The sequence below is a fragment of the Candidatus Palauibacter sp. genome (genome assembly GCF_965222475.1).
GTDB lineage: Bacteria > Gemmatimonadota > Gemmatimonadetes > Palauibacterales > Palauibacteraceae > Palauibacter.
The window spans coordinates 165,762-186,068 of the sequence record NZ_CBDCUB010000008.1; the positions used below are offsets into that span (position 1 = coordinate 165,762).

Annotated in this window: 21 protein-coding genes; 8 read left to right on the forward strand and 13 right to left on the reverse strand. The window is 69.3% G+C overall.

Features of this window, described 5'->3' with window-relative positions; all coding sequences use genetic code 11:
• Positions 1–126: 126 nt before the first annotated feature.
• From ACOQPP_RS16170 to ACOQPP_RS16195, 6 genes are all read right to left on the reverse strand, one after another.
• Positions 127–654, reverse strand: coding sequence for an SRPBCC family protein (locus ACOQPP_RS16170; RefSeq protein ID WP_419167664.1), 528 nt, complete (start codon positions 652–654; stop codon positions 127–129).
• The gene (locus tag ACOQPP_RS16175; RefSeq protein ID WP_420636940.1) at positions 651–1,586 is read right to left on the reverse strand and encodes a dimethylarginine dimethylaminohydrolase family protein; all 936 of its coding nucleotides are present in this window, start codon (positions 1,584–1,586) and stop codon (positions 651–653) included. The genes ACOQPP_RS16170 and ACOQPP_RS16175 overlap by 4 nt, the downstream gene beginning before the upstream one ends.
• A 156-nt stretch (positions 1,587–1,742) precedes the next feature.
• Positions 1,743–3,071: an amino acid permease gene (locus tag ACOQPP_RS16180; RefSeq protein ID WP_419167662.1), complete on the reverse strand. Its 1,329-nt coding sequence runs from the start codon at positions 3,069–3,071 to the stop codon at positions 1,743–1,745.
• A 39-nt stretch (positions 3,072–3,110) separates the two neighbouring features.
• On the reverse strand, positions 3,111–4,298 hold the full coding sequence (locus ACOQPP_RS16185) for a fumarylacetoacetate hydrolase family protein (RefSeq protein ID WP_420636941.1): 1,188 nt from the start codon (positions 4,296–4,298) through the stop codon (positions 3,111–3,113).
• Between the two features lie 25 nt (positions 4,299–4,323).
• Positions 4,324–5,469: a fumarylacetoacetate hydrolase family protein gene (locus ACOQPP_RS16190; protein WP_419167660.1), complete on the reverse strand. Its 1,146-nt coding sequence runs from the start codon at positions 5,467–5,469 to the stop codon at positions 4,324–4,326.
• Positions 5,470–5,555: 86 nt separating this feature from the next.
• The gene (locus tag ACOQPP_RS16195; protein ID WP_420636942.1) at positions 5,556–6,764 is read right to left on the reverse strand and encodes a dipeptidase; all 1,209 of its coding nucleotides are present in this window, start codon (positions 6,762–6,764) and stop codon (positions 5,556–5,558) included.
• Between the two features lie 133 nt (positions 6,765–6,897).
• Between ACOQPP_RS16195 and ACOQPP_RS16200 the strand changes: the two genes are divergently transcribed.
• The 4 genes from ACOQPP_RS16200 to ACOQPP_RS16215 all read left to right on the forward strand — a co-directional run bounded on the left by ACOQPP_RS16200 (position 6,898) and on the right by ACOQPP_RS16215 (position 10,138).
• Positions 6,898–7,629, forward strand: a complete 732-nt coding sequence (locus ACOQPP_RS16200; protein WP_419167658.1) for a 5-oxoprolinase subunit PxpA — start codon at positions 6,898–6,900, stop codon at positions 7,627–7,629.
• The gene (locus tag ACOQPP_RS16205) at positions 7,626–8,297 is read left to right on the forward strand and encodes a 5-oxoprolinase subunit B family protein (protein WP_419167657.1); all 672 of its coding nucleotides are present in this window, start codon (positions 7,626–7,628) and stop codon (positions 8,295–8,297) included. The genes ACOQPP_RS16200 and ACOQPP_RS16205 overlap by 4 nt, the downstream gene beginning before the upstream one ends.
• Complete coding sequence (locus ACOQPP_RS16210) at positions 8,294–9,247, forward strand: biotin-dependent carboxyltransferase family protein (RefSeq protein ID WP_419167656.1); 954 nt, start codon at positions 8,294–8,296, stop codon at positions 9,245–9,247. Before ACOQPP_RS16205 ends, ACOQPP_RS16210 begins: the two co-directional genes overlap by 4 nt.
• Before the next feature lie 129 nt (positions 9,248–9,376).
• Positions 9,377–10,138, forward strand: coding sequence for a DUF5715 family protein (locus ACOQPP_RS16215; protein WP_419167655.1), 762 nt, complete (start codon positions 9,377–9,379; stop codon positions 10,136–10,138).
• 19 nt (positions 10,139–10,157) lie between these two features.
• Here the strand turns inward: ACOQPP_RS16215 and ACOQPP_RS16220 are convergent, their stop codons facing one another.
• A complete protein-coding gene (locus ACOQPP_RS16220; RefSeq protein WP_420636943.1) occupies positions 10,158–11,732 on the reverse strand; it encodes a M20/M25/M40 family metallo-hydrolase in 1,575 nt (524 codons plus the stop codon).
• 1,160 nt (positions 11,733–12,892) lie between these two features.
• On the opposite strand from ACOQPP_RS16220, the gene ACOQPP_RS16225 reads away from it, so the two are divergent.
• From ACOQPP_RS16225 to ACOQPP_RS16235, 3 genes are all read left to right on the forward strand, one after another.
• On the forward strand, positions 12,893–13,795 hold the full coding sequence (locus tag ACOQPP_RS16225) for a DUF4249 domain-containing protein (RefSeq protein ID WP_419167653.1): 903 nt from the start codon (positions 12,893–12,895) through the stop codon (positions 13,793–13,795).
• 61 nt (positions 13,796–13,856) lie between these two features.
• Positions 13,857–14,696 carry a sterol desaturase family protein gene (locus tag ACOQPP_RS16230; protein WP_419167652.1) on the forward strand — a complete coding sequence of 280 codons (840 nt, stop codon included), beginning with the start codon at positions 13,857–13,859 and terminating at the stop codon, positions 14,694–14,696.
• Positions 14,693–15,862 carry a serine hydrolase domain-containing protein gene (locus ACOQPP_RS16235; RefSeq protein WP_420636944.1) on the forward strand — a complete coding sequence of 390 codons (1,170 nt, stop codon included), beginning with the start codon at positions 14,693–14,695 and terminating at the stop codon, positions 15,860–15,862. Before ACOQPP_RS16230 ends, ACOQPP_RS16235 begins: the two co-directional genes overlap by 4 nt.
• A gap of 238 nt (positions 15,863–16,100) precedes the next feature.
• Here the strand turns inward: ACOQPP_RS16235 and ACOQPP_RS16240 are convergent, their stop codons facing one another.
• Both ACOQPP_RS16240 and ACOQPP_RS16245 read right to left on the reverse strand, forming a co-directional pair.
• Positions 16,101–16,340 carry a hypothetical protein gene (locus ACOQPP_RS16240; RefSeq protein ID WP_419167650.1) on the reverse strand — a complete coding sequence of 80 codons (240 nt, stop codon included), beginning with the start codon at positions 16,338–16,340 and terminating at the stop codon, positions 16,101–16,103.
• Positions 16,341–16,380: 40 nt separating this feature from the next.
• Positions 16,381–16,947: a hypothetical protein gene (locus tag ACOQPP_RS16245; protein WP_419167649.1), complete on the reverse strand. Its 567-nt coding sequence runs from the start codon at positions 16,945–16,947 to the stop codon at positions 16,381–16,383.
• Between the two features lie 262 nt (positions 16,948–17,209).
• Between ACOQPP_RS16245 and ACOQPP_RS16250 the strand changes: the two genes are divergently transcribed.
• Positions 17,210–17,380, forward strand: a complete 171-nt coding sequence (locus ACOQPP_RS16250) for a hypothetical protein (RefSeq protein ID WP_419167648.1) — start codon at positions 17,210–17,212, stop codon at positions 17,378–17,380.
• A gap of 172 nt (positions 17,381–17,552) precedes the next feature.
• Here ACOQPP_RS16250 and ACOQPP_RS16255 read toward each other — a convergent pair whose 3' ends face one another.
• From ACOQPP_RS16255 to ACOQPP_RS16270, 4 genes are all read right to left on the reverse strand, one after another.
• On the reverse strand, positions 17,553–18,392 hold the full coding sequence (locus ACOQPP_RS16255) for a hypothetical protein (protein WP_419167647.1): 840 nt from the start codon (positions 18,390–18,392) through the stop codon (positions 17,553–17,555).
• A gap of 8 nt (positions 18,393–18,400) precedes the next feature.
• Entirely contained in the window at positions 18,401–18,679 is a 279-nt protein-coding gene (locus ACOQPP_RS16260) for a hypothetical protein (protein WP_419167646.1), read from the reverse strand.
• A gap of 401 nt (positions 18,680–19,080) precedes the next feature.
• A complete protein-coding gene (locus tag ACOQPP_RS16265) occupies positions 19,081–19,878 on the reverse strand; it encodes a hypothetical protein (RefSeq protein WP_420636945.1) in 798 nt (265 codons plus the stop codon).
• A 39-nt stretch (positions 19,879–19,917) separates the two neighbouring features.
• Positions 19,918–20,262: a hypothetical protein gene (locus tag ACOQPP_RS16270; RefSeq protein WP_420636946.1), complete on the reverse strand. Its 345-nt coding sequence runs from the start codon at positions 20,260–20,262 to the stop codon at positions 19,918–19,920.
• Positions 20,263–20,307: the final 45 nt, after the last annotated feature.

Sequence of the window (20,307 nt, forward strand, 5' to 3'; positions counted from 1 at the left end):
CCCGAATAGGGGTTGCGGGAGGGCCGGGGAAGCATCCCCGGCTGCCCATCACTCACGCAGTCGAGCGCGAGTGACAACGCTTACCACCCCTGGGGTCCGTGGGTTCCCGGGTCCGACCCGGCTCTACTAGCGGACGATGTCGACGGTGACCTTCTCGCCGAAGCGGGTGCCGAGGTCGGAGAGATAGGTAGAGGCGGAGGCGTGGTGGCCCATGATGAAGCGGCTGACGAAGCGGAAGATGGGACTGTAGACCTCCCCCTCCTCCGTGATCGAGACGGTCGATCCCGTGCCCGTGGGTTCGATGTCGTAGGTCCAGGTGCCGCCGAACGGGAGGCCCTCCGAGAGGATTGTGGTCACGAGCCGGACGGGGGGCTCGCTCTCCGTGAGCGTCATCGGTAACGGTCCGGTCGCGCCAAGCTCCACCCAGGCCGGGTTTCCGCCCTCGGCCGGCAGTTCCTCGATGCGTTCGACGGCCGGTCGCCAGTCGGGTTGCGAGCGGAAGTCGGCGATGGTCGCGAAGATCTGCTCGGGCGCTGCGGCGAACTCGGCCCGGACGGTTGCTACGTGGTCCTCCGGCAGGCTGAGGCCGATACCGTACACGACTGCAAAGGCCGCCACCATGACGACGAGCATGCCGATGACGATCCGCTTCATGGCCTCTCTTCCTTTCGGCTTTCCGTTCCGTCTCGGCTCCCGTCTCGGAGAAGTGGCAGCGTCAGGCAGGTCGGACCCCCCTCACAGGGGATGCAGAGCGCGTCCGCCTCGAAGCAGGTAACCTCGCAGCCCGCGTCTCGCATCAGCCTCACCGTTTCCGGGAATCCATCGATGGCGAGACAACGGCGCGGAGCCGTCGTGAGCACGTTCAGGTTCAGCCCGCCGGACGCGTGGAACTCCTCGTCACTCACCTCCAGGCACTGGATCCCGCGTTCCCGCATCAATCCATGAAGCGCGACGGGGAAGAGACGCGGATAGACCAGCGCCAAGTCTCGGTCCAGCGGGCTCACCAGCGACAGCAGGTGCAGGCAGGCGGCGCTTCCCTTCCACATCGGCAGGTCGAACGCGTGGAGTTCGATCCCGAACGGCGACAGGAACGCCCGAAGCTGGTCGATGCCCGCCTGGTTGGTTCGGAAGCCGCGTCCCACGGCGAGCGTGCGGTCGTCGATCCACAGCAGGTCGCCGCCTTCCGCCGTTCCCGGCGCCGTGATCGCGCCGAGGACCGGTGCGCCGAGCCTCGCGTAGAGCGCTTCGTGGAGTTCGACCTCCGGACGCCGAAGCGGCTTCCCGGGGCGGAGCAGGATCGCGCCGCCGGGGGTCATGAAGGACGCATCGAACGTGAACATCGAGTCGGCGAGTCCGTCGTCCGTCGCGCCATCGATCCACTCAATCGCCACTCCGGCCTCCGCGACGTATCCCGCGAACGCGTCGTACTGACGCGCCAGCCGGTCGGGCTCGAGCGGCCTCGCGTAGTGCCAGAGCCCAGGGTCCGCCTCGAACGTCGCCCGGCCCGGGCGGCGCATCGCGACCCGGCGAAGCGGCGCCACCATGCTCGCGACGCCGAAACTCGCGGCGCCAGCGATCTCAGTCATGCACGCTCCCGTGTGAGCGGATCGGCTACCTGGCTTCTGGCTCAAGCTACCCTGCCGCCGGTAGCTTCGCTGGCCTCGACGCCGCGGCCCGGAACCCGCCGAGAAGGACTCTCAGCCCCTTGGACGAAAAGCGATTTCGCAACGCCGTCACGTTCTCTAGCGGGGTTCCGACTCGGACGTTCGCACCCGCATGAGGACGAACACGGGGACCCCGGCGACGAGGAGCAGGAACCCCCAGAACACCGTCTCCTGCCCCGCCCCCGCGATCGCCCACAGTGAGAATCCGAACGCCAGGACGCTCACGGCCATGCGCCCGAGCGGCGCCGCAACCGTCGTCGTACCGGTCGAGGCGAAGCGTTCGCGGAGGGCGAAGAGCAGCCCGGTCGCGCTGGCGAACACGTAGGCCAGCAGCGTCGACAGCGTAGAGAGCAGGATGAGGAAGGTGAAGGCCTGCACGAGGCCGCGCGTGTAGTTCATTGCGATGAGGACGGTGGCGACGGCCCCCGCGAAGATGAGCCCGAACGTCGGTGCGTCGCGTGGGCTGAGCCTCCCGAAGGCCGCGGGGAGGAGGCCGTCGAGCGCCGCGGCTCTCGGAAGCTGTCCGGAGATCAGGATCCAGCCGTTGAGCGCCCCGAAACAGGCGATCGTGGCGCCCGCGCCGATCACCCAGCGCCCCGCGTCGCCCCAGATCGATCCGGCCGCATCGGCGAAGGGCGCCGTGGACACCGCGAGTTCGGCCGGAGCGATGATCCCCATCACCGCGAAGGTGCTCACGATGAAGATCGCCGCGGCGATCACGGTGCCGAGGATGGTGGCTCGCGGGATGGTGCGGGCCGGATCCCGGACATCGGCGGCGGGGACGGTGGCGGCCTCGAGTCCCATGAAGGCCCATAGCGTGAGGGTGACCGTGGCCGTGACGGCGGCGAGGGGACTGCCTCCCGACGCGTTGAAGGGTCGAAAATGGCCGGCCCGGAAATACAGGAAGCCGATCGTCCCGATCGCGGCGAGCGGCAGCAGCTTCAGCACGGTCGTGACGAGTTGCACCTGCCCCGCGGTCCGGACCCCCCGGACGTTGACGAGCACCAGACCCCAGAGAACGACGAGCGCCGCGACCGCTCCCGCGACAGGCGAGTCGCCCAGCCCGGGCCAGAAGACGGTCGAGTAGCTCACGGTCGCCACGGCGAGCGCCGCATTGGCCGTGAGCAGAGAGATCCAGTAGGCCCACGCGACCCAGAATCCGATGAAATCGCCGAACCCCTCCCGCGCGAAGGCGTAGGGACCTCCGACCCTCGGGATCAACGCACCCAGCCGCGCCATCACGAGCGCCAGACACATGGCGCCGCCCGCGCTCACCAGCCAGCCGAGGATGCTGATGCCGCCGTAGGAGGCGAGAGAGGCGGGCAGCAGGAACACGCCGGAGCCCACCATGCTCCCGACGACGAGGGCCGTAGACATCCACAGCCCGAGCGCGGGTCTCCGCGTCATCCCGCGCTCGGCGCCGGCGCCAGGTCATGCAAAGGGCTGCTAGCGGTTCCCCCGGTAGCTCCTCACGGGCGGGAGCCGGGCCCCGGTCCCGCCGGGCGGCTCCGTCTCCGCCACGACCTCGAGCCGTAGCGTGCCGATCCCCTCGATCGAGGCCGAGACCACCTCGCCGGGCTGCAGGAATCGCGTCTCCCCGCGGACCGCGGTCCCCATGCCGACGCCGCCCGAGGTGCCGTTGTTGACCACATCGCCCGGAAACAGGGTCGCGATCGAGGAACCGTACTCGATCAGTTCCCACAGCGTGTGGATCATGTCCCCCGCGGTCGCCTCCTGCATGCGTTCCCCACCGACGTCCAGCGTCTGGCGCAGGTTCTCCATCGGGTCGCCGTAGAACTCCTTCGGGATGATCCACGGGCCCATCGGCGCGAACGTGTCGTGCCCCTTCCCGACGAACCAGTCGGAGGTCATGGGATTGCCGCCGGGCGGTCGTCCGCCGCGGTCGGAGACGTCGATCGACACCGTGTAGCCGAACACATGGTCCTCGGCGTTCTCGGCGGAGACGTACTTCGCGCTGCGCCCGATCACGGCGCCGAGTTCCACCTCCCAGTCGGTGCGGTCCCGGCCGAAGGGGATCACGATCTGGTCGCCGGCGCCGATCACCGCGCCGCGCGACGGCTTGAGGAACAGGTACGGGACGCCGCGGTTCTCACGCCGCTGGCGGCGGGCTTCGCGCCTCTCCTCCTCCGTGCCCGCCTCGTTGATGTGGCTGTAGAAGTTGACCGCCGCGTTCAGAATCTTGCCGGGGTACATGATGGGTGGGAGGGTCCGCACGTCCTCGAGATCGTGGACGAAATCGGCTCTGCCACTCCCCGACAGCCGGCCGCGGGCCACGAGGTCGTTCACGATCTCGTACAGGCGGAGCCGAACCCCGTACTCGTAGCGGCCGATGAGGTCGACCATGTCGGCGGGCGGTGGCACCGGCGGATAGTCGGGATTTCGCTCGAGGGCCTGGTTCGCATGCTCGATGTCGACGACGAGGGCGTCGCGCAGCACGAGGGCGACGCGCGGAACGCCGTCGATTTCGAACGTTCCCACCTTGAACGGCTCCGCGATCTCGATCTCCGGCCCGCCCTGGGCCGAGAGCGGAGCGGAGGACACGAGGGCCGCGGCCGCCAGAAGGACGAGGGCCGCGCGAGTCGTGGCCGAAGCGGTCGAAGTCGTCTGTCTCATGGAGCTGTCTCCCGCGCTCGTGGCATCAGTTGCCGGGGTCCCGCCTGTACGACCACAAGGGAGGCAGTCGAACGCCGATTTCGCCGGGCGGAGGCGTTCCCGCCACGACCGGGAGCCGGAGCGTACCGATCCCGTCGATGGTGGCCGTGACGACCTCGCCCGGCTGCAGGAATCGCGCGGTGCCCTCGCCGACGCCGCCCGAGGTGCCGTTGTTGATCACGTCACCCGGGAAGAGGGTCAGGATCGAGGAGGCGTATTCGACCAGTTCCCACAGCGAGTGGATCATGTCTGTCGCCGTCGCCTCCTGCATGCGCTCTTCGCCCACGTCCAGCGTCTGCCGGAGCATCTCCATCGGGTCGCCGTAGAACTCCTTCGGGATGATCCACGGGCCCATCGGCGCAAACGTGTCGTGACCCTTCTCGACCAGCCAGTCCGAAGCCGTGGGGTTGCCGCCCGGCGGCCGCCCGCCCCGGTCGGACACATCGATGGTCACGGTGTACCCGAATATGTGGTCCTGGGCATCTTCCGCGGTGACGTACTTCGTCGCCCGCCCGATGACCGTGCCCAGCTCCACCTCCCAGTCGGTCTGGTCGCGGCCGTAGGGAACGACGATCCGATCGTTGGCCCCGATCACCACGCCGCGCGACGGCTTGAGGTACAGGTAGGGCACGCCCCGGTTCTCGCGGCGCTCTCGGCGAGCTTCGGCTCTCTCCTCCTCGTTGCCCGTCTCGGCGACGCGGCTGTAGAAGTTGGTCGCCGCGTTCAGGATCTTGCCCGGATACATGATGGGCGGGAGGATCCGCACATCCTCGACATCGTGGACGAATTCCGCCCTTTCCGGTCCGGTCAGGCGCTGGCCGGCCACGAGGCGGTTGACGATCTCATACAGGCGGAGCCGAACCCCGTACTCGTAGCGGCCGATGAGGTCGAGCATGTCGGTGGGCGCCGGAACCCGCGGATAGTCGGGATTCCGTTCGAGTTCCCGGTTCGCCGCCGCGATGTCGACGATGTAGTGGTCGCGCAGCACGAGCCCGACGGTCCGCAGGCCCCCGATCTCGAACGTCCCCACCTTGAACGGTTCCGCGATCTGGAGATCCGGCTCGCCCTGGGCCGCGAGGGAAGCTGAGGAAGAGAGGCCCGCGACCAAACACGCTGCGAGCGCCCATCCCATACCCGCTCGTCCGAGCAGTGCAGGCTTCGGTGCTGATCTCAGTGATGTCCTCATGGGACTCTCCTCTCTGTTGGCGTACGGAAGGATCAAGGGACCAGGCCATCCAGTCCCTGGATCGTAGCTGTCGAAGGACCGCGTTCGGCCTGCAACCGCCGGGCCGTCGCCTCCGAGGCGCGCATGACCCGGAGCAGGTTGTCGGCGGCCAGAGCGCGAAGCTCGGATTCGGTCCATCCGCGGCGCGAGAGTTCGGCGAACAGGGCCGGGTACGTCGAGACGTCCTCGAGTCCGACCGGTCCCCGGTCGATGCCGTCGAAGTCTCCGCCGATGGCGACGTGCTCGATCCCGGCCACGGCCCGCACATGCTCGATGTGGGCCACCACGTCGGCCATCGTGGCCCGCGGGCGCCCCTCGGGCGGTCCGGAATAGTCCGCGACCGCCTGATTCACGAACGACTCCACGAACGTCACCATGACCGCGCCGCCGTTCTCCGGCAGACGCCGCAACACGTCGTCGGGTACGTTCCGCGGATGGTCGGTGACGGCGCGGGCCGAGGAGTGGGAGAAGATGACGGGGGCTTCCGCGACGTCGAGCGCGCCGTGCATCGACTCGGGCGACACGTGCGAGATGTCGACCAGCATGCCGAGCCAGTTCATCTCCCGCACCACCTCTTCGCCGAAGGTGGTGAGCCCGCCGAACTCCGCGGGTTCGCAACACGAGTCCGCCCAGTCGATGTTGGCGCTGTGCGTGAGCGTCATGTACCGGACGCCGAGGTGATAAAAAGCGCGCAGCGCGCCGAGCGAGTTCTCGATCGCGTGGCCGCCCTCGATGCCGAGCATGGAGGCGACCTTCCCCCGGTGAAACTGGTCCATGACCTCCGCCGCGGTCAGGGCAAGACCCAGATCCTCGCGGTGGTCGGAGATGATCTGGTGCGCGATGTCGATCTGCTCCAGCTGCATGCGGGCGCCGCCGCCCTCCTCCATGACCGAGGCGGGGACGTAGACGGACCAGAACTGGGCCCCCACGCCGCCGGCCCGGAGGCGGGCGAGGTCGGTGTGGCCCTGTGTGGGTTTCGAGATGTCGTAGGCCCGGACGTCCATCGGCGGGTCCGCGTTGCGGATCGCCCACGGCAGATCATTGTGGCCGTCGAACATCGGGACGCTGGAGAGGACGCGCCTGGCGATCTCGAGGTGTTCGTCCTGTGCCCGGAGACCCGGCGCGGCGAGCATCAGCGCCACGAATCCCGCAGCCAGTGCGGGGGAGAGCACTCGCAACGCCGACCGAACGGAAACCTGCATGATCCTCACGCCTCCAGGTGGAAGGATGGACCGGTCACCCTACGATTCTCGCGCCCGAACCGATCCGCCGCCAGCCGTGCGACTTCCGGCCGTCGCGGGTGCGGAGCCGGGGTCGCGCGAGATATGTTCCGGCATGCTTCTCAACTGCGACATGGGGGAGAGCTACGGGCCCTGGGAGAAGGGGGCGGACGCCGCGGTGATGCCCTTGACCGACTGGGCGAACATCGCGTGCGGGGCACACGCCGGGGACCCCGATACGATGGCCCGAACGCTCACCTTGGCCGCCGAGCACGGGGTGAAGGCAGGGGCCCACCCGGGCTATCCCGACCGGCGCAACTTCGGGCGTCTGAAGCTGGACTGGCCCGTGGACTCGCTCGTGCTCGAGGTGCAGGCGCAGATCGGCGCGCTGCAGGCGGTCGCGACCGCCCTGGGGACGCCACTCCATCACGTGAAACCCCACGGGGCGCTGTACCTCGCCATGATGGCGGATGACGAACTGCTGAGGAGGCTGGCGGAGGGGGTGGAGGCGGTGGACGGTTCGCTCGCCTTCGTCCTGCAGGCGACACCGGATCGCGAACGGCACGCGGCGCTGCTCGAGCATACCGGGCTGGAACTGGTGTTCGAAGCGTTCGCGGATCGCGGCTACGCGGCGGACGGGCGTCTGCGGTCGCGCTCGATCGAGGGGGCGGTTCTGACGGACCCCGACGCGGTGGCGTCGCATGTGGCGCGCCTCCTGGACGGGTTCGTGGAGACACCCGGGGGGCCGCTGCCGGTGGCGGCCGAGACGCTCTGCGTGCACGGCGACAATCCCGCGGCCCGGGAGGCTCTGCTCCGGATCCGCGAACTGATACCGCGCCCGGCGTGATCGCCTTTCCGGGGCCCGCGAGCGCCCTGGTCACGCTGCCGGTCGAGCCCGACCGCGATGGGATCGCCCGCGTACTCACCCTCGAACGCTTCGCCCGCGAGAGTCTGCCACATCTGCGGGCCACGATTCCGGCCTTCAACCGACTCCTGGTCGAGGGGACGCCCAGCCGCTGGGATCCGGCGGAAGTCGAAGCGCGCCTTGCGGCCGGCGCGCGGATCGCTCTGGAGGCCGAGCCGGAGACGCCGCCGGCCGGCGCGGTCGCGCTACCGGTCTGCTACGAGCGAGAGTTGGCGCCCGATCTGGAGGAGGTGGCGGCGATCGGCGGGCTGACGCCCGATGAGGTCGCGCGACTGCACTGTGGCTCGACGTACCTCGTGCTCGCGACGGGATTCGCCCCGGGGTTCGCCTACCTCGGGGACCTCGATGCGCGAATCGCCGCGCCCCGCCTCGCGTCTCCCCGCGCGCGGGTGCCGCAGGGGGCCGTGGGGATCGCGGACCGGCGCACCGGCGTGTACCCGGCGGAGGGACCGGGTGGGTGGCGCCTCGTCGGTCGCGTCCCGGGGGCCCTGTTCGCGGACGCGGCCGAGCGGATCGCGCGCTTCGCGCCCGGCGGCTCGGTCGAGTTCCGCCGCATCGGACGGAAGGACTACGAGGCGGAGTGCGAGTGAGTTCAGCGGGCGGGGACGCGGGCCCCCACGGGGTGCTGGATCGGCCCGGGCCGTACTGCTCGGTCCAGGACCTGGGGAGGCGGAGCGGCCGCCGCGCCGGTCTCGCGCCGGGGGGCGCGATGGACCAGCGCGCGTACCTGTGGGCCAATCGGCTGCTCGACAATGAACCGGCGGCGGCCGCGCTCGAGGTCACCCTGGGGGGTCTCGACCTCCGCTTTGCCGTCGAGACCATCGTGGCGCTGACGGGAGCCGATTGCGCCGCCTCGCTCGACGGCGTCGAGACGGGCGCCTGGCGGACCCTCCGGACCCGACCGGGCCAGGTGCTGCGGCTCCGGTACAGCGCGACCGGCATGCGCGCCTACCTCGCGTTCCCCGGCGGGCTGGAGGTCGACCGGGCGTTCGGCTCGGCATCCGCCGTGGCCCGCGACGGGTTGCCCGGGCGGCTCGGCCGGCCGCTGCGGGCGGGCGAAGCGCTCCGCTGGGGCGCCCCCGACCGGGCCTGCCCGGTCCGCCGCGTCCCGCCCACGCTCGTCCCGTCACCCCGCGCCGCGCTGGCCCTCCCGCTCGTCGTCGCCTACGAGTGGCCGGAATTCTCGCCAGCCGATCGCGACCGCGCGTTCGCCGCGGAGTGGACCGTCGACCCGGCAAGCAATCGCACCGCGGTCCGGCTGGCCGGCCCCGCCCTGGCTTCCGGCCCGCGCGTCCTCGACTCCGCGCCCCTCGTCGATGGCACCGTCCAGGTCACAGGCGACGGCCGTCCGCTCGTCTTCATGCGGGACCGCCCGACGATCGGCGGCTATCCGAAGCTCGGTGCCCTGGACCCGATCGCGCTCGACGCCCTTGCCCAGGCCAGGCCCGGCACGATCGTCCGCTTCGTCCGGGCGGAACCGGAGCCGCTGCGGCGTGCCCTGGTGCGTCGCGAGTCCTTCTTCGGGATCGGAGATCACTGACATCGCGCGCCTTGTGACCCACTTTTTGGGGGATCGCGCCGGTCGGGGTTGAATCCGAGAGCCTGATTTTCTTATATTCCGGATCCACATGCAGTTCGGATTGGGGTGGACAGCGGGGTGGAGGCGGTGGTGAGAATCCGTTCGGCGTTGTCGCGCTACGGCGCGCGATCTCTTCGAAATTCGCATTTTTCGTTTGCGGTGTCGGCCATCTGCCTTGCGGCGGCAGTCCCCGCACACCTCCCGGGCCAGAGTCTGCGCGGGTCCACGAGTTCGCTGGACAGACAGAACCGCGCCGCCCGCGAGCACGACTTCACGTACATCGCCACGCCGGCGCAGGTCCGGCGGTTCGTCGACGGCGGCTATCTCGTGCGCGTGCCCGAATCGCGGGACTATCGGCTCCACAACATCTCGTTCCCCTACGCGCGCCCCGAGGTCAAGCTGTTCATCTCGCGGCTCGCGCCGCAGTACCGGCGGGCCTGCGGCGAGCAACTCGTCGTGACGAGCCTTACGCGGCCAAAGAGCCGGCAACCGAGGAACGCCTCTCCCCGTTCCGTCCACCCCACGGGCATGGCGATTGACCTCCGGCGACCGGACTCGAAGTGCCGCGCGTGGCTGGAGCGGGTCCTCCTGCAGTTGGAGGGTTCCGGCGTTCTGGAGGCATCGATCGAACGCTGGCCGCCGCACTATCACGTGGCGCTCTTCCCGCGCCAGTACGCCGCGTACGTCGAGCGCATCTCGCTCGCGAGCGCGGGAGAGTACAGGGTCAGGCCGGGCGACTCGCTGTGGGCGATCGCCCGCAGACACGACACGACCGTCACGCGCCTCCGCTCCGCGAACAACCTCGACGGCAGCCGGATCTATCCGGGACAGGTCCTCACGGTTCCCGGCTAGCGCAGCCGGTCTTGCGCCCTCAGCCTCCGGCGCTGCGCCGCGGGGGGCGGCACTGTGGCCACTGGCCGGGTCCGCCGCGCGGGCCGGCCGGCAATACGCGCATGTCGCGAGGCACCCGCTCGGGATCCTCGGACGCCTGGTAGGCCAGCATCGCCGCGAGCGTCGCGTTATTCCGCAGGTCGTCGAACACGACCTTGTCGAACGTGTCCCGGTTCGTGTGCCAGGTGTACTGCCGGTAGTCCGGGTAGTTCGACTGGAGCCGGAACCCGGGCGCCGGAACACAGATGAACGACATGTGGTCGCTGCCGCCCGTCTCCGGGACGCCGGGGATGTCGAGTTCGATGTGCCCCGTGATCTCGACCGGGATGTTTGAGAACCAGCGGCCGAAGTGGGCCCCGGCGCCGGTGAATCCCTGCATGCGGATGTAGTCGATCCGCCACGTGCCGTTGTCCTGGTTGAAGGCGGCCTGCAGGCCGTCCACGGCCTCCGGGTTGTCCGCCGCGAACGCGGTCGAGCCGATGAGGCCCTGCTCCTCGCCGCCCCAGTGTCCGACGAGGATGGTCCGTCGCGGGTTCGGATAGGCGGCCTTCAGAAGGCGCATCGCCTCCAGCATCATGATGGTGCCGGTGCCGTTGTCCGTGGCGCCCGAGGCGCCGTCCCACGAGTCGAGGTGCGCGCTGAGCAGGACGTACTCGTCCGGCAGTTCGACGCCGGGGATTCGCCCCACGACGTTGAAGGCGGGCACGTCGCCGAGGAACTCGGCCCGCGCGTCGATCCGCACCCGCGGCGACTGGCCGCGTTCGGCGAGCCGAGCCAGCAACCCGTAGTCCTCGCAGCTCAGGTGCAGACCGGGCACCGTGCGGGTCGGCGAGCTGAAGATCTTGTCCACCCCCCACCCCTGCGACCAGCGCCCGGTCAGAAGCGCGACCGCCCCGGCATCGGCGATCCGCTGGGCGAAGTCGCCTCCGGCGTTGCGCATGCCGGAGAACCACGCCCCCCGCGCCTCGTCACGGCCGGCGCGCATTCTCTCGACCGTCTCGGGCGTCGCGTGGTCCTCCCACGACTGGTCCTCGCGACACGTCGGCTCCGGGAATGAGATGAGGACCGCCTTGCCCGACACCGACAGCAGCCAGGCGTCGAACTCCTCGCGCGACCCCGCCTGCGGGAGGAGCTCGACATCGGCCTCCACCGGACCGTCCGTTCCGGGGCTCCAGGCGAGCATCATCCCCTCGAGCGAGCGGACGCGCGGCGCAGTGAGGTCGATGTGGCTGTAGCCCCGCTCCCACCCGATCCACGTCCCGTACTCCTGTTTCTCCGCCTCGATCCCCCATTCCGCGTACCGCGCCAGCAGCCAGTCGCCCGCGGCGTCGAAGGACGGAGATCCCATCAGCCGCGGGCCGATCGAGTCCATCAGCGCCTGCGAGAGGTCGAACGCCTGCGAGCCGTCCCCCATCCCCTCCTCCCACATGAGACGGATCACGGGGTCGTCGGTGGGGAAGGTCTGGGCGGCCGCATCGCCCGCGCCCGGCCCGGCGTGGAACGCGGTGAGCGCAAGGAGGGCGAAAGACGCGGAGGCGGGAATTCGCTTCATCATGCTCGATCCTTTGTACGTTGTTTCCGGAGGGGCTAGACTGCTGCGGGCGCCAGCCCCGGGCGTGGAACTTGCATGCCCCGGCTGCGCGCGGCCACGGCCCCGCCGTGCGGCCGGATTGGCCCGCCGCGCGGTCGGATTGTCACGACAAGTCGAGAAACCGACCATCAGCCTCAAGGCACGGGCGGGCCTGCCGATGCTGGCCCTGATCTCGATGATCTTCGCGGCCGCCGGAGCGGCGCACGCGCAGGAACCGGAGTCCGTCCGCCTCTCCGGCTACGTGCGGTCGGCGGCGAACGACGAGGTGCTGCGGGTCGCCCGGCTCGAGATCGTCGAGCGGGGATTCTCCATCGCGACCAACCGGTTCGGCTTCTACCGCACGCGGCAACATCTGCGGCTGGTCACGAACACGAACTCGCCGACCCCCCTCGACCTGTGGGACCCCGTGGGCCCGTACGTCGAGCCGCAGGTCGCCGACCAGTTCGCGTTCGGCTACGTGACGACGCTCTCCCGGGGCCTCTACGCCCTTTCGGGAGAGGTCTACTACAAGGACGCCCGCAACCTGATCGACTACGTGGACGGGGCGGACATCTTCATCACGCGCCGACTCGAGACGCTCCTCCTCGAGGGGGAGGGATGCGGGTTAGGGCTGGAGTTCCTCGTGCGGAAGACCCGCGGCCGACTCACCGGTTGGGCGAGCTACGCGCTGGCCCGCTCGGAGCAGCGGACCCCGGGGCTCACGGCCGAGGATCCGGGGATCAACGGCGGAGAGTGGTATCCCTCGCCCTACGACCGGACCCATGACTTCGCCCTGACGGGACTGTACAGGCTGAACGATGACTGGAGTCTGGGCGCGAACTTCATCTTCGCGACGGGCGTGCCCACGACCTTCCCCGTGGCGCGATACCGGTTCGCCTCCCTGATTCTGGGAGAGTTCGGCCCGCGGAACGCCGAGCGGCTCCCCAACTACCACCGCCTCGATATCTCGGCCACCCGCGGTGGGGACGGGGAGAGCTTCAGTTCGGGTTCTTCAACGTCTACAACCGCTTCAACGCTCAGGCGATCGCGTTCCGCCAGAACCGTGATTCGCCCCTCGCCACGGAGGCGGTCGAGACCGCGGTGTTCGGTCTGGTGCCGAGCATCAGCTACCGGTGGAACTTCTGATGGCCGGCCGCGGGATGGCCGGCGACGGGAAGAATCGCGCCCGCGCGCTGGGCCGCGTGCTCGCGTGCGCCGGGTGCCTCGCGGCGGCGGGATGCGAACGGGTCGTGGACGTCGACATCCCGGAGCCGGAGCCGCGACTCGTCGTGGAAGGACGGATCGAACGCATCAGGGAGGCGCCGAGCGGCAGGCAGCGCATCCGGCTCTCGACGACGGCCGGCTTCTTCGACAACCGGCTGCCGCCGCCCGCGACGGGCGCCACCGTCATCGTGGTCGATGGGGCCGGCCTTGCCTTCCCGTTCCCCGAGGTCGAGCCGGGCCTGTACGAGGCGGAGAATTTCTTCGCGGACGTCGGAGAGACGTACACGCTCATTCTCGAATACCAGGGCGATACGTACGAGGCTTCGGCCCTGCTGCACGAAGTGGCCCCCATCGACTCCCTGTACTTCGAGTTCGAGGAGGAGTCGCTCATCATCGAGGAGGCGGGCTTCCGCGCCGCCATCGACTTCGTGGACCCGGTCGGCGTGGAGAACTACTACCTCTGGGAACAACTGGTGGACGGTGTGAACGAGATTCCACCGGATCCCCAAAACAACCTCAACCTCGTGAGCAAGGATGAGTTCTACGACGGGCGGGACGTCACAGGCTTCCAGCCCAGCGATGAGGTTGCCATCCAGCCCGGCCAGCATACCGAGATCCGCCAGATCGCGCTCTCGCGGTTGGCCTACGACTACTACTACGCGCTCTTCGAGCAGAATGCGCTCGGAACCGGCAACCCGTTCTCCATCCCGCCCGCGAGCGTGCGCGGAAACATCACGAATCTGGACCGCCCGTCCAGGTTCGCGTTCGGCCTCTTCGAGGCGGCCGAGGTGAGCGTCGCGGAGGCGATCGCCCCCGAGCGGTAGCCGCCGCGACAAGAGCCGCGCCGGGCGCCCCCGGCCGTGCCCGGATCCGGCCCGCCGCGCTATGTTCACTGCCGTGTTCGACGATCCCGTTACGCTGAAGACCGCCGGGGCGACGCTCGCCCTCGCGACCCTGTGGCTGGTCGAGGGCGTCCTGCCGATGTTCGAGGGGCGGAGCGCGCGCGCGCGGCACGGGGCGCGAAACCTCGCCCTCGGCGTGGGGAACGCGGCGGTCACGGCCCTCATCTTCGCCGCCGCGACGCTCCTCGTCACGGAGGGCGCGAGGGAACGCGGCTTCGGCCTCCTCCACGCGCTCGGGTTGCCGGGCTGGGCCCGTATCGCGCTGGCCGTCGTGATCTTCGACGCGTGGCAGTACCTGTGGCATCGGCTCAACCACCGCGTCCCCTTCCTGTGGCGCTTCCACCAGGTGCACCACTCCGATGCGGAACTGGACGCCACATCCGGGCTCCGCTTCCATACGGGCGAGATCGTCCTGTCGTCGGTCGCGCGCCTGGCGGTGCTCCCGATTCTGGGCTTGACGGTGGCGGAGGTGCTGGTCTACGAGACGATCCTCCTTCCCATCATCCTCTTCCACCACAGCAACCTGAGGGTGCCCGGCGCGGTGGACCGCCGGCTGCGCTGGCTCATCGTGACGCCGTGGATGCACTGGGTCCATCACTCCGACCATCAGCCGGAGACGGACTCGAACTACTCGAGCATCTTCTCGTTCTGGGACCGGGCCTTCGGGAGCTTCCGGCTGAGGGCCGAGCCGCGCGACATCCGGCTTGGTCTCGAGAACCTGGACCGTTCGGAGTGGGGGACGCTGCGCGGCATGCTGGCCATGCCGTTCCGCCGTCGCCGCGGCCGGACCTCGGCGCCGACCGACCCCGACCGCATGCCGTGAAGCGCTTCCGCGGGCGGCGCGGCACATGGCCCTCGCGGTCGCTTGTCGGGATGGGCTTCGCCATCGGCGTCGCGGCGCTGGCGGGGTGCGGCGAGGCGGCGGCGCCGGTTGCCCCGCCGGAGCCGCCCGAGGGACCCGATCCGGTGCCGCCTCCCGTCGATCTCTCGGCGGCCTGGGCGACCTCCACGCCCGCCGCGCAGGGGTTCGACACGGGGGCGCTCGAGGCCGCGTTCGACGACGCGGACGAGGCGGTCCCGAATCTCCGGTCGCTGATCGTGGTGAGGAACGGGCGGCTCGTCCGGGAGGCGTACTTCGGCGGCATGCACCGGGATTCGGCGTTCGACATGCGATCGGTGACGAAGACCGTCACGGCGCTCCTCGTGGGTCTCGCCTCGGAGCGCGGGTCGCTCGACCCGGACGACCGCATGACGGAGTGGCTGCAGCATCCCTCGCTGCGGGCCGAACACGACGCCATCCGCGTGCGGGACCTTCTGACGATGACGAGCGGCATCCGGTGGTCCGACGACGAGCATTTCACGCCCTGGGCCCGTTCCGGGCGGCCCGTCGGTTTCGTCCTCGATCTGCCCATCGTCGCCGCGCCCGGTCGCCAGTTCATGTACAACACGGGCGGATCGCACCTGCTCGCCGTGATCGTAAGTAGCGCGGTCGGCGGCGACGCGCTCGAGTTCGCCGAGCAGGGGCTGTTCGGCCCGCTCGGGATCGTGAACAAGCGCTGGCCGGTCATGCAGGACAGCGTGATCGTCGGCGGGGCCGCCCTGGCGCTTCGGGCGCGGGACGCCGCGAGGATCGGACAGCTCCTGCTGCAGGGCGGCCGTTCCGGCGCGGAGCAAATCGTGTCGCGGGCGTGGGTGGAGGCGCAGACGGCCCGCCTCGTCTCGCTCGGGGACATCGGCGGCGTGCTACGGGACGCGGGCTACGGCTACCAGACCTGGAACGACCGGGCGGGCGGCGGCGGCAACGTGTCCGCGCTCGTCATGTGGGGCTACGGAGGGCAGTTCGTCTGGATCGTCCCCGACCGCCAACTCGTCGTGGTCAGCCAGGCGCACTGGCGGGGCGTGCGCGACTACGACTTCGAGCAGGCCGGTCCGGTGGCCGATCTCGTGGTGCGTCCGGTCATCGCCGCGGCGCTCCCGATCGGGCGCTGAGAGCGAGAGATTTTTCTGCCGCGCCGTGCCACCGCCAACATCCTCCCCACTCGAGGCGCGTCCGCTTCAGGAGCGCCGTAGCGCTGGTAAGGCTGATGGGGTCACATCAACCTGCGGCACGTCGCCGTCTGAGCACGGCTTGGCCTCCGCGATGAGGCCGTGGGGCGGGGACCCGCTAGCAATAGATAACCGAAGTCCACAGAAGACCAACGGACGGCTCGACACACTCGCGCGCGTGTCAGGAGACAACCGACACGCCCGCGCCGCAGTAACGGACATACGGGGTGACGTCGTCCAGCGGCAGCGCCTCCAACGCTTCGGCCTTCACCCTCGCCGTCGTGGCTTCGGACCGGGGTAGCTCTTCGCCGGGGCGGGGGTAGTAGAGTCGATTGAAGATGAAGTCGTTGGCGGCGCACCAGGTGTAACTCTTCGACTCGGCATCGCGAAGAGATTTCGGAGGGACTGCCGCCTCAATCACCGCGACAACGTATTCCCGGCCGCGACCCGCGGGCTCCGCGTTATGGATGCTGAGGAGTGGCCCCCCAAGCGGCCCGGCCTGCGTGGCCCCCACGGGCTCCCTGGATGGCTCGGAGCGGGTTGGTTCGCCCCTCCTCTTCCGGCAAGTCCCGCAGGTACATCTCATACAGCCCAGCAAGCGCGGGAAACGCGCCCTCGTACGGCTCCTCCGCCTGCGCCGCGCTTTCCAGCGCCACCCGGGCGCGGAACCGAACATCCCCGCCAGGCGTGTCGGCGGCGAACGCGAGCCGGACCAGCTCGTCGGCGAGCGCATCCAACTCCCCGCGCGGCCAGGACTCGAACCGCTGCGTCAACACGGCGGCGGCCGGTGCGTGGCCCGACTTTCCTCCGTCGTGGGGGTCGAGAATCTCCCGGAGCGCCGACCCCGGGGTCGGAAACTGCCAGGCTCCCGTCTCCTCGTCCAGCACCAGCGAACCCCGCTCTTCCCACTGGACGCCCTGCGGCAACTCCTGCGCCCCGGCGGGAGTGGGACCCAGCAACAGCCCTGACAGCGCCATCAACAACAGCGCCTTCTCGATTCCCTCCATAGCCGCCATCCGTTCAGGCATCTTCGTCGCCCTCACGAGCACGGTGTCCCTGTATGGGGGTCGCTGGACGCCGTGCCCACGGTCCAGAAGCCAACTTCGCGATGGTGCCAAAGGTCGCCGCCGCTCTCCTCCGCGTCCATTGGGCCCGCCTTGCCGTCGTCGATGATGGTGTTGAGTCCAGGTACGAGTCGGAGACCTCGGCGGCGTCCTGAGGGACGCGGGTTACGGCTATCGGACCTGGAGCGACCGGGCGGGGGGCGGCCCCGACGCCGGCGCGTGCGTCATGTGGGGATACGGGGGACAGTTTGTCTGGGTGGTTCCCGACCGGCAGCTCGTCGTGGTCAGCCAGGCCCACTGGCGAGGGGTACGGGACTACGCGTTCGAACAGGCCGGTCGCGTGGCCGATCTCGTGGTGCGTCCGGTCATCGCCGCGGCGCGTCCGATGCGCCGGTAGGGCGAGCGGAACGGGCCGCTCGGGTCCAACTCGTGCAGGAGGCCGGCGTCGGAATCCCGTCGGCTCGTACATCAGAAGTGCGGCCTCGAACGCGCGATCACGGTCAGCGGGTAGTCGGCGGGGCGGGGATCTGTTGCCAACTACTACGCCCGTCGCTGAGCGCCCCCCCTTATCAGGGCGGGGCCGGGCGACGGAGCGGTCCGATGTCGGCCCCGCCGCCGGAGAGAAACAGCCGCGCGTACTTCTGCACGCTGTCGAGACGCCAAACGAGGTGCTCCGATTTGCGGGGCGTCCCATCGTCCCAGTAAGCCGGGATCAGCGCTGCGACAAACGCACGGTCGGTCGCAATCCGCTCGACGGTCCGCCGCAACTCCGGATCGCCGAGCGCGAGTGCCAGCCGCACGGCGGCGTTCACGATGAAATGATCCTGCGAGCCGGACAGGCGTTCACGCGTTACTTCTCGGACCTGTTCCAGCCGGGGGGCGTTGAGCCAACCGTCCTCGATCATGAACCGGAGTGCCGTCACCCCGCCCGACACCTGGTATGGATGGCCGCCGGGGTCCCTGACTGCGGCCAAAACGGCGGGGAAGGCGACCGCGCCCAGGTTCGCCAGCGCGTTCGATCCGCCGCTACCGTACTTCAGCGCCTCGGTCATGAGCGGGATCGTGCGCGGATCCCGGAGGGCCGCAGCCGCATCGAAGAGCATGAACATCCGGTCGGGATCGCCCCCGGCTGGACCGACCCCCCCACGAGCGGCCGCTTCGCGGCGCACCTCGGCCCACGCCGCCTCAATCACGGCGGCCCGAAGCTCCTGCCCGGCTCGCGGTCCGAGCTCGACCGCCAGCCCAATCGCTCGCCAAGTGTCCCGCGAGTCGCCGTCGTCCAAGAGCACGGCGGCGGCCTCGCGCTCGGTTATCTTGTGCCCGGTCTCGCGCGCCTGCCCGGCGGCGGCCGCCGGAACCGCGATCACGATCGCGATCACGAGCAGGCCGTTCATCGTTCCGTGCCGCATTTCCCCCCCTACCAGCAGATGTGGATGTGGTCCTTGTGGGTACCCCGGTATCCGAAGGGCGAAGCCCACGTGGCAGGCGCCGCACCCGCCGCGTCCACGAACTTCCTATGGAGCGCGCGCGCCGCCGCCGCCTCCTCGGGCGTCGCGTTCGCTCCGTCGGGCTCATCGAGGAATCCGGGTGCCCGGAAGTCGCCCGCCCGCCCCTCGACGTGCGTCAGCCCTGTGGCCCCCACGATGAGGTTGCCCTCTGGGCAACGCCAGTCGGAGGTGATAACCGCGCCGCTCACGCCAAGCTTCGCGACATTCGTGAGCACGTTGCCCCCTGCCGGAGGTGTAGCTGTCCGTGAGATAGCCGGTCGGGTGACCGTGCGTCCCGCGGCCAGGCGTGACCCCATGCGTGAACTTCTCACACGGCCAGTCGCCACCGATCATTTGGAGATCGTACTCGGTCGATCGCTACCTGATCGTCGGTGCACGTTGTGTCGTCGTCATCGTCGTCATCACCCGGATCGACCGGTGTTTTCGTACCTCCAATGCCCAAGCCACCAAGCTTGGAACCCGGCGGCGTTATGAACACGGCAATCGGAGTCGAACTCGTGAGCCCGCCGATCGCGTACCGACGCGGAGAGGGCCGCTGTTCACGGCCCGAAAATGGCGTTCGCGCGGGGGGCGGGCAGCTCCATGCGGATTAACGTCGCGACTTTCGTAGGGGCTTGGGCGGGAGGCCAGCCAAGAGGGCACCCGCATAGTGCTCTTGAACGAACTCGATGCTCTTCGGACTGGTGATGCCCCGAACGATAAGCGCCTCTGGATCCTCCGCGAACGATTTGACGAGCGCAACGAACTCGGGATCGCCCAGCACGAAGCCCAGTTGGGCGGCGCCACCGAGCACCGCAAAACTGCTGGGTCGCTCCAAGTGCCTTCTCGTCGCGATGCGCACCCTGTCCAGTGACGCCGGCCCCAGCGATCCATCCTCCACCATGAAACGCAGCGCGGTGAGCCCTTCTGTGATCGCCCCGACCGGGCTCTCGGGATTCTGAACCACCCTCAGCACATCGTCCAGAGCCGGTTCACCGAAGTCAGCCAGATAATCCCGGCTGAAGTCGGCCAGTACATCGGCCAGGAGCGGAATGGTGGACGGGTCTCCCAGTCGTCCCACAGCCTCCACGAGTGCTAACCGTACCTCCCCCTCTGCCTCCGTCGCGAAGTCTCCACGCCGAACCCGTTCCACCTCCTTCACCGCCGCCTGTTCCAGAGTGTTGACCAGAGCAGCCCGCAGCTCCTGGCTTGCCCCCGGTCCCCCGAATGTCATATCGGTCGCGGACCGGTGCGCGACCGAGAAAACCGCTGCCGGATCACCGCCCCGGAGCATCCGCACGGCTTGGCTCTGGTCGAACGCGGGCAATGGACGCTCCTGTGCCCCCAGCGCCCCGGGAGCCATACAGGCGATCGTCGCTACGCACATTTCCACTAGTCTCCGGTTCATTTCCAACTCTCCGTTTTTCTAAGATACGCTGTTCCGGGATTACCACCGTACATGCAGGTGCCAATCGGCGTAGCCTCCCAACGTCCGCGCGCCCTCCATCCTGGCAAGCGTCTCCAATATTGTGAACTCCTCGGGAGTGGGGTATCGGTTTTCCGTTACTCTTATGCTGTACTCGTACAGGTCGGCCGCCCGCCCGTAGGTGTGGTACCCGTTGCCGGTGCCGTTGGGCGCCGCCAAATCCCCTCTGGGGCATCGGTATCCGGAGGTGACGTGCAGGCGCCCCGCGGCGTGCGACAGCCGGTCTAGGCCATCGTATAGGGCGTTGTCGATGTAGCCGTACCCCTCGTGTAGCCCGTTCTCAGTGTCGGAGTCCTGCTTGATCAACCACGAATCCTTGAAGAAGTCATCACAGGATCGGTGAGGGCCTGC

What these genes read in the sequence shown, in the direction of transcription:
- ACOQPP_RS16170 (WP_419167664.1), bottom strand. Translation starts at nt 654, where the DNA reads ATGAAGCGGATCGTCATCGGCATGCTCGTCGTCATGGTGGCGGCCTTT.
- ACOQPP_RS16175 (WP_420636940.1), bottom strand. Translation starts at nt 1,586, where the DNA reads ATGACTGAGATCGCTGGCGCCGCGAGTTTCGGCGTCGCGAGCATGGTG.
- ACOQPP_RS16180 (WP_419167662.1), bottom strand. Translation starts at nt 3,071, where the DNA reads ATGACGCGGAGACCCGCGCTCGGGCTGTGGATGTCTACGGCCCTCGTC.
- ACOQPP_RS16185 (WP_420636941.1), bottom strand. Translation starts at nt 4,298, where the DNA reads ATGAGACAGACGACTTCGACCGCTTCGGCCACGACTCGCGCGGCCCTC.
- ACOQPP_RS16190 (WP_419167660.1), bottom strand. Translation starts at nt 5,469, where the DNA reads ATGGGATGGGCGCTCGCAGCGTGTTTGGTCGCGGGCCTCTCTTCCTCA.
- ACOQPP_RS16195 (WP_420636942.1), bottom strand. Translation starts at nt 6,764, where the DNA reads ATGCAGGTTTCCGTTCGGTCGGCGTTGCGAGTGCTCTCCCCCGCACTG.
- ACOQPP_RS16200 (WP_419167658.1), top strand. Translation starts at nt 6,898, where the DNA reads ATGCTTCTCAACTGCGACATGGGGGAGAGCTACGGGCCCTGGGAGAAG.
- ACOQPP_RS16220 (WP_420636943.1), bottom strand. Translation starts at nt 11,732, where the DNA reads ATGATGAAGCGAATTCCCGCCTCCGCGTCTTTCGCCCTCCTTGCGCTC.
- ACOQPP_RS16225 (WP_419167653.1), top strand. Translation starts at nt 12,893, where the DNA reads ATGGCCGGCCGCGGGATGGCCGGCGACGGGAAGAATCGCGCCCGCGCG.
- ACOQPP_RS16230 (WP_419167652.1), top strand. Translation starts at nt 13,857, where the DNA reads ATGTTCACTGCCGTGTTCGACGATCCCGTTACGCTGAAGACCGCCGGG.
- ACOQPP_RS16245 (WP_419167649.1), bottom strand. Translation starts at nt 16,947, where the DNA reads ATGCCTGAACGGATGGCGGCTATGGAGGGAATCGAGAAGGCGCTGTTG.
- ACOQPP_RS16250 (WP_419167648.1), top strand. Translation starts at nt 17,210, where the DNA reads ATGTGGGGATACGGGGGACAGTTTGTCTGGGTGGTTCCCGACCGGCAG.
- ACOQPP_RS16255 (WP_419167647.1), bottom strand. Translation starts at nt 18,392, where the DNA reads ATGCGGCACGGAACGATGAACGGCCTGCTCGTGATCGCGATCGTGATC.
- ACOQPP_RS16265 (WP_420636945.1), bottom strand. Translation starts at nt 19,878, where the DNA reads ATGAACCGGAGACTAGTGGAAATGTGCGTAGCGACGATCGCCTGTATG.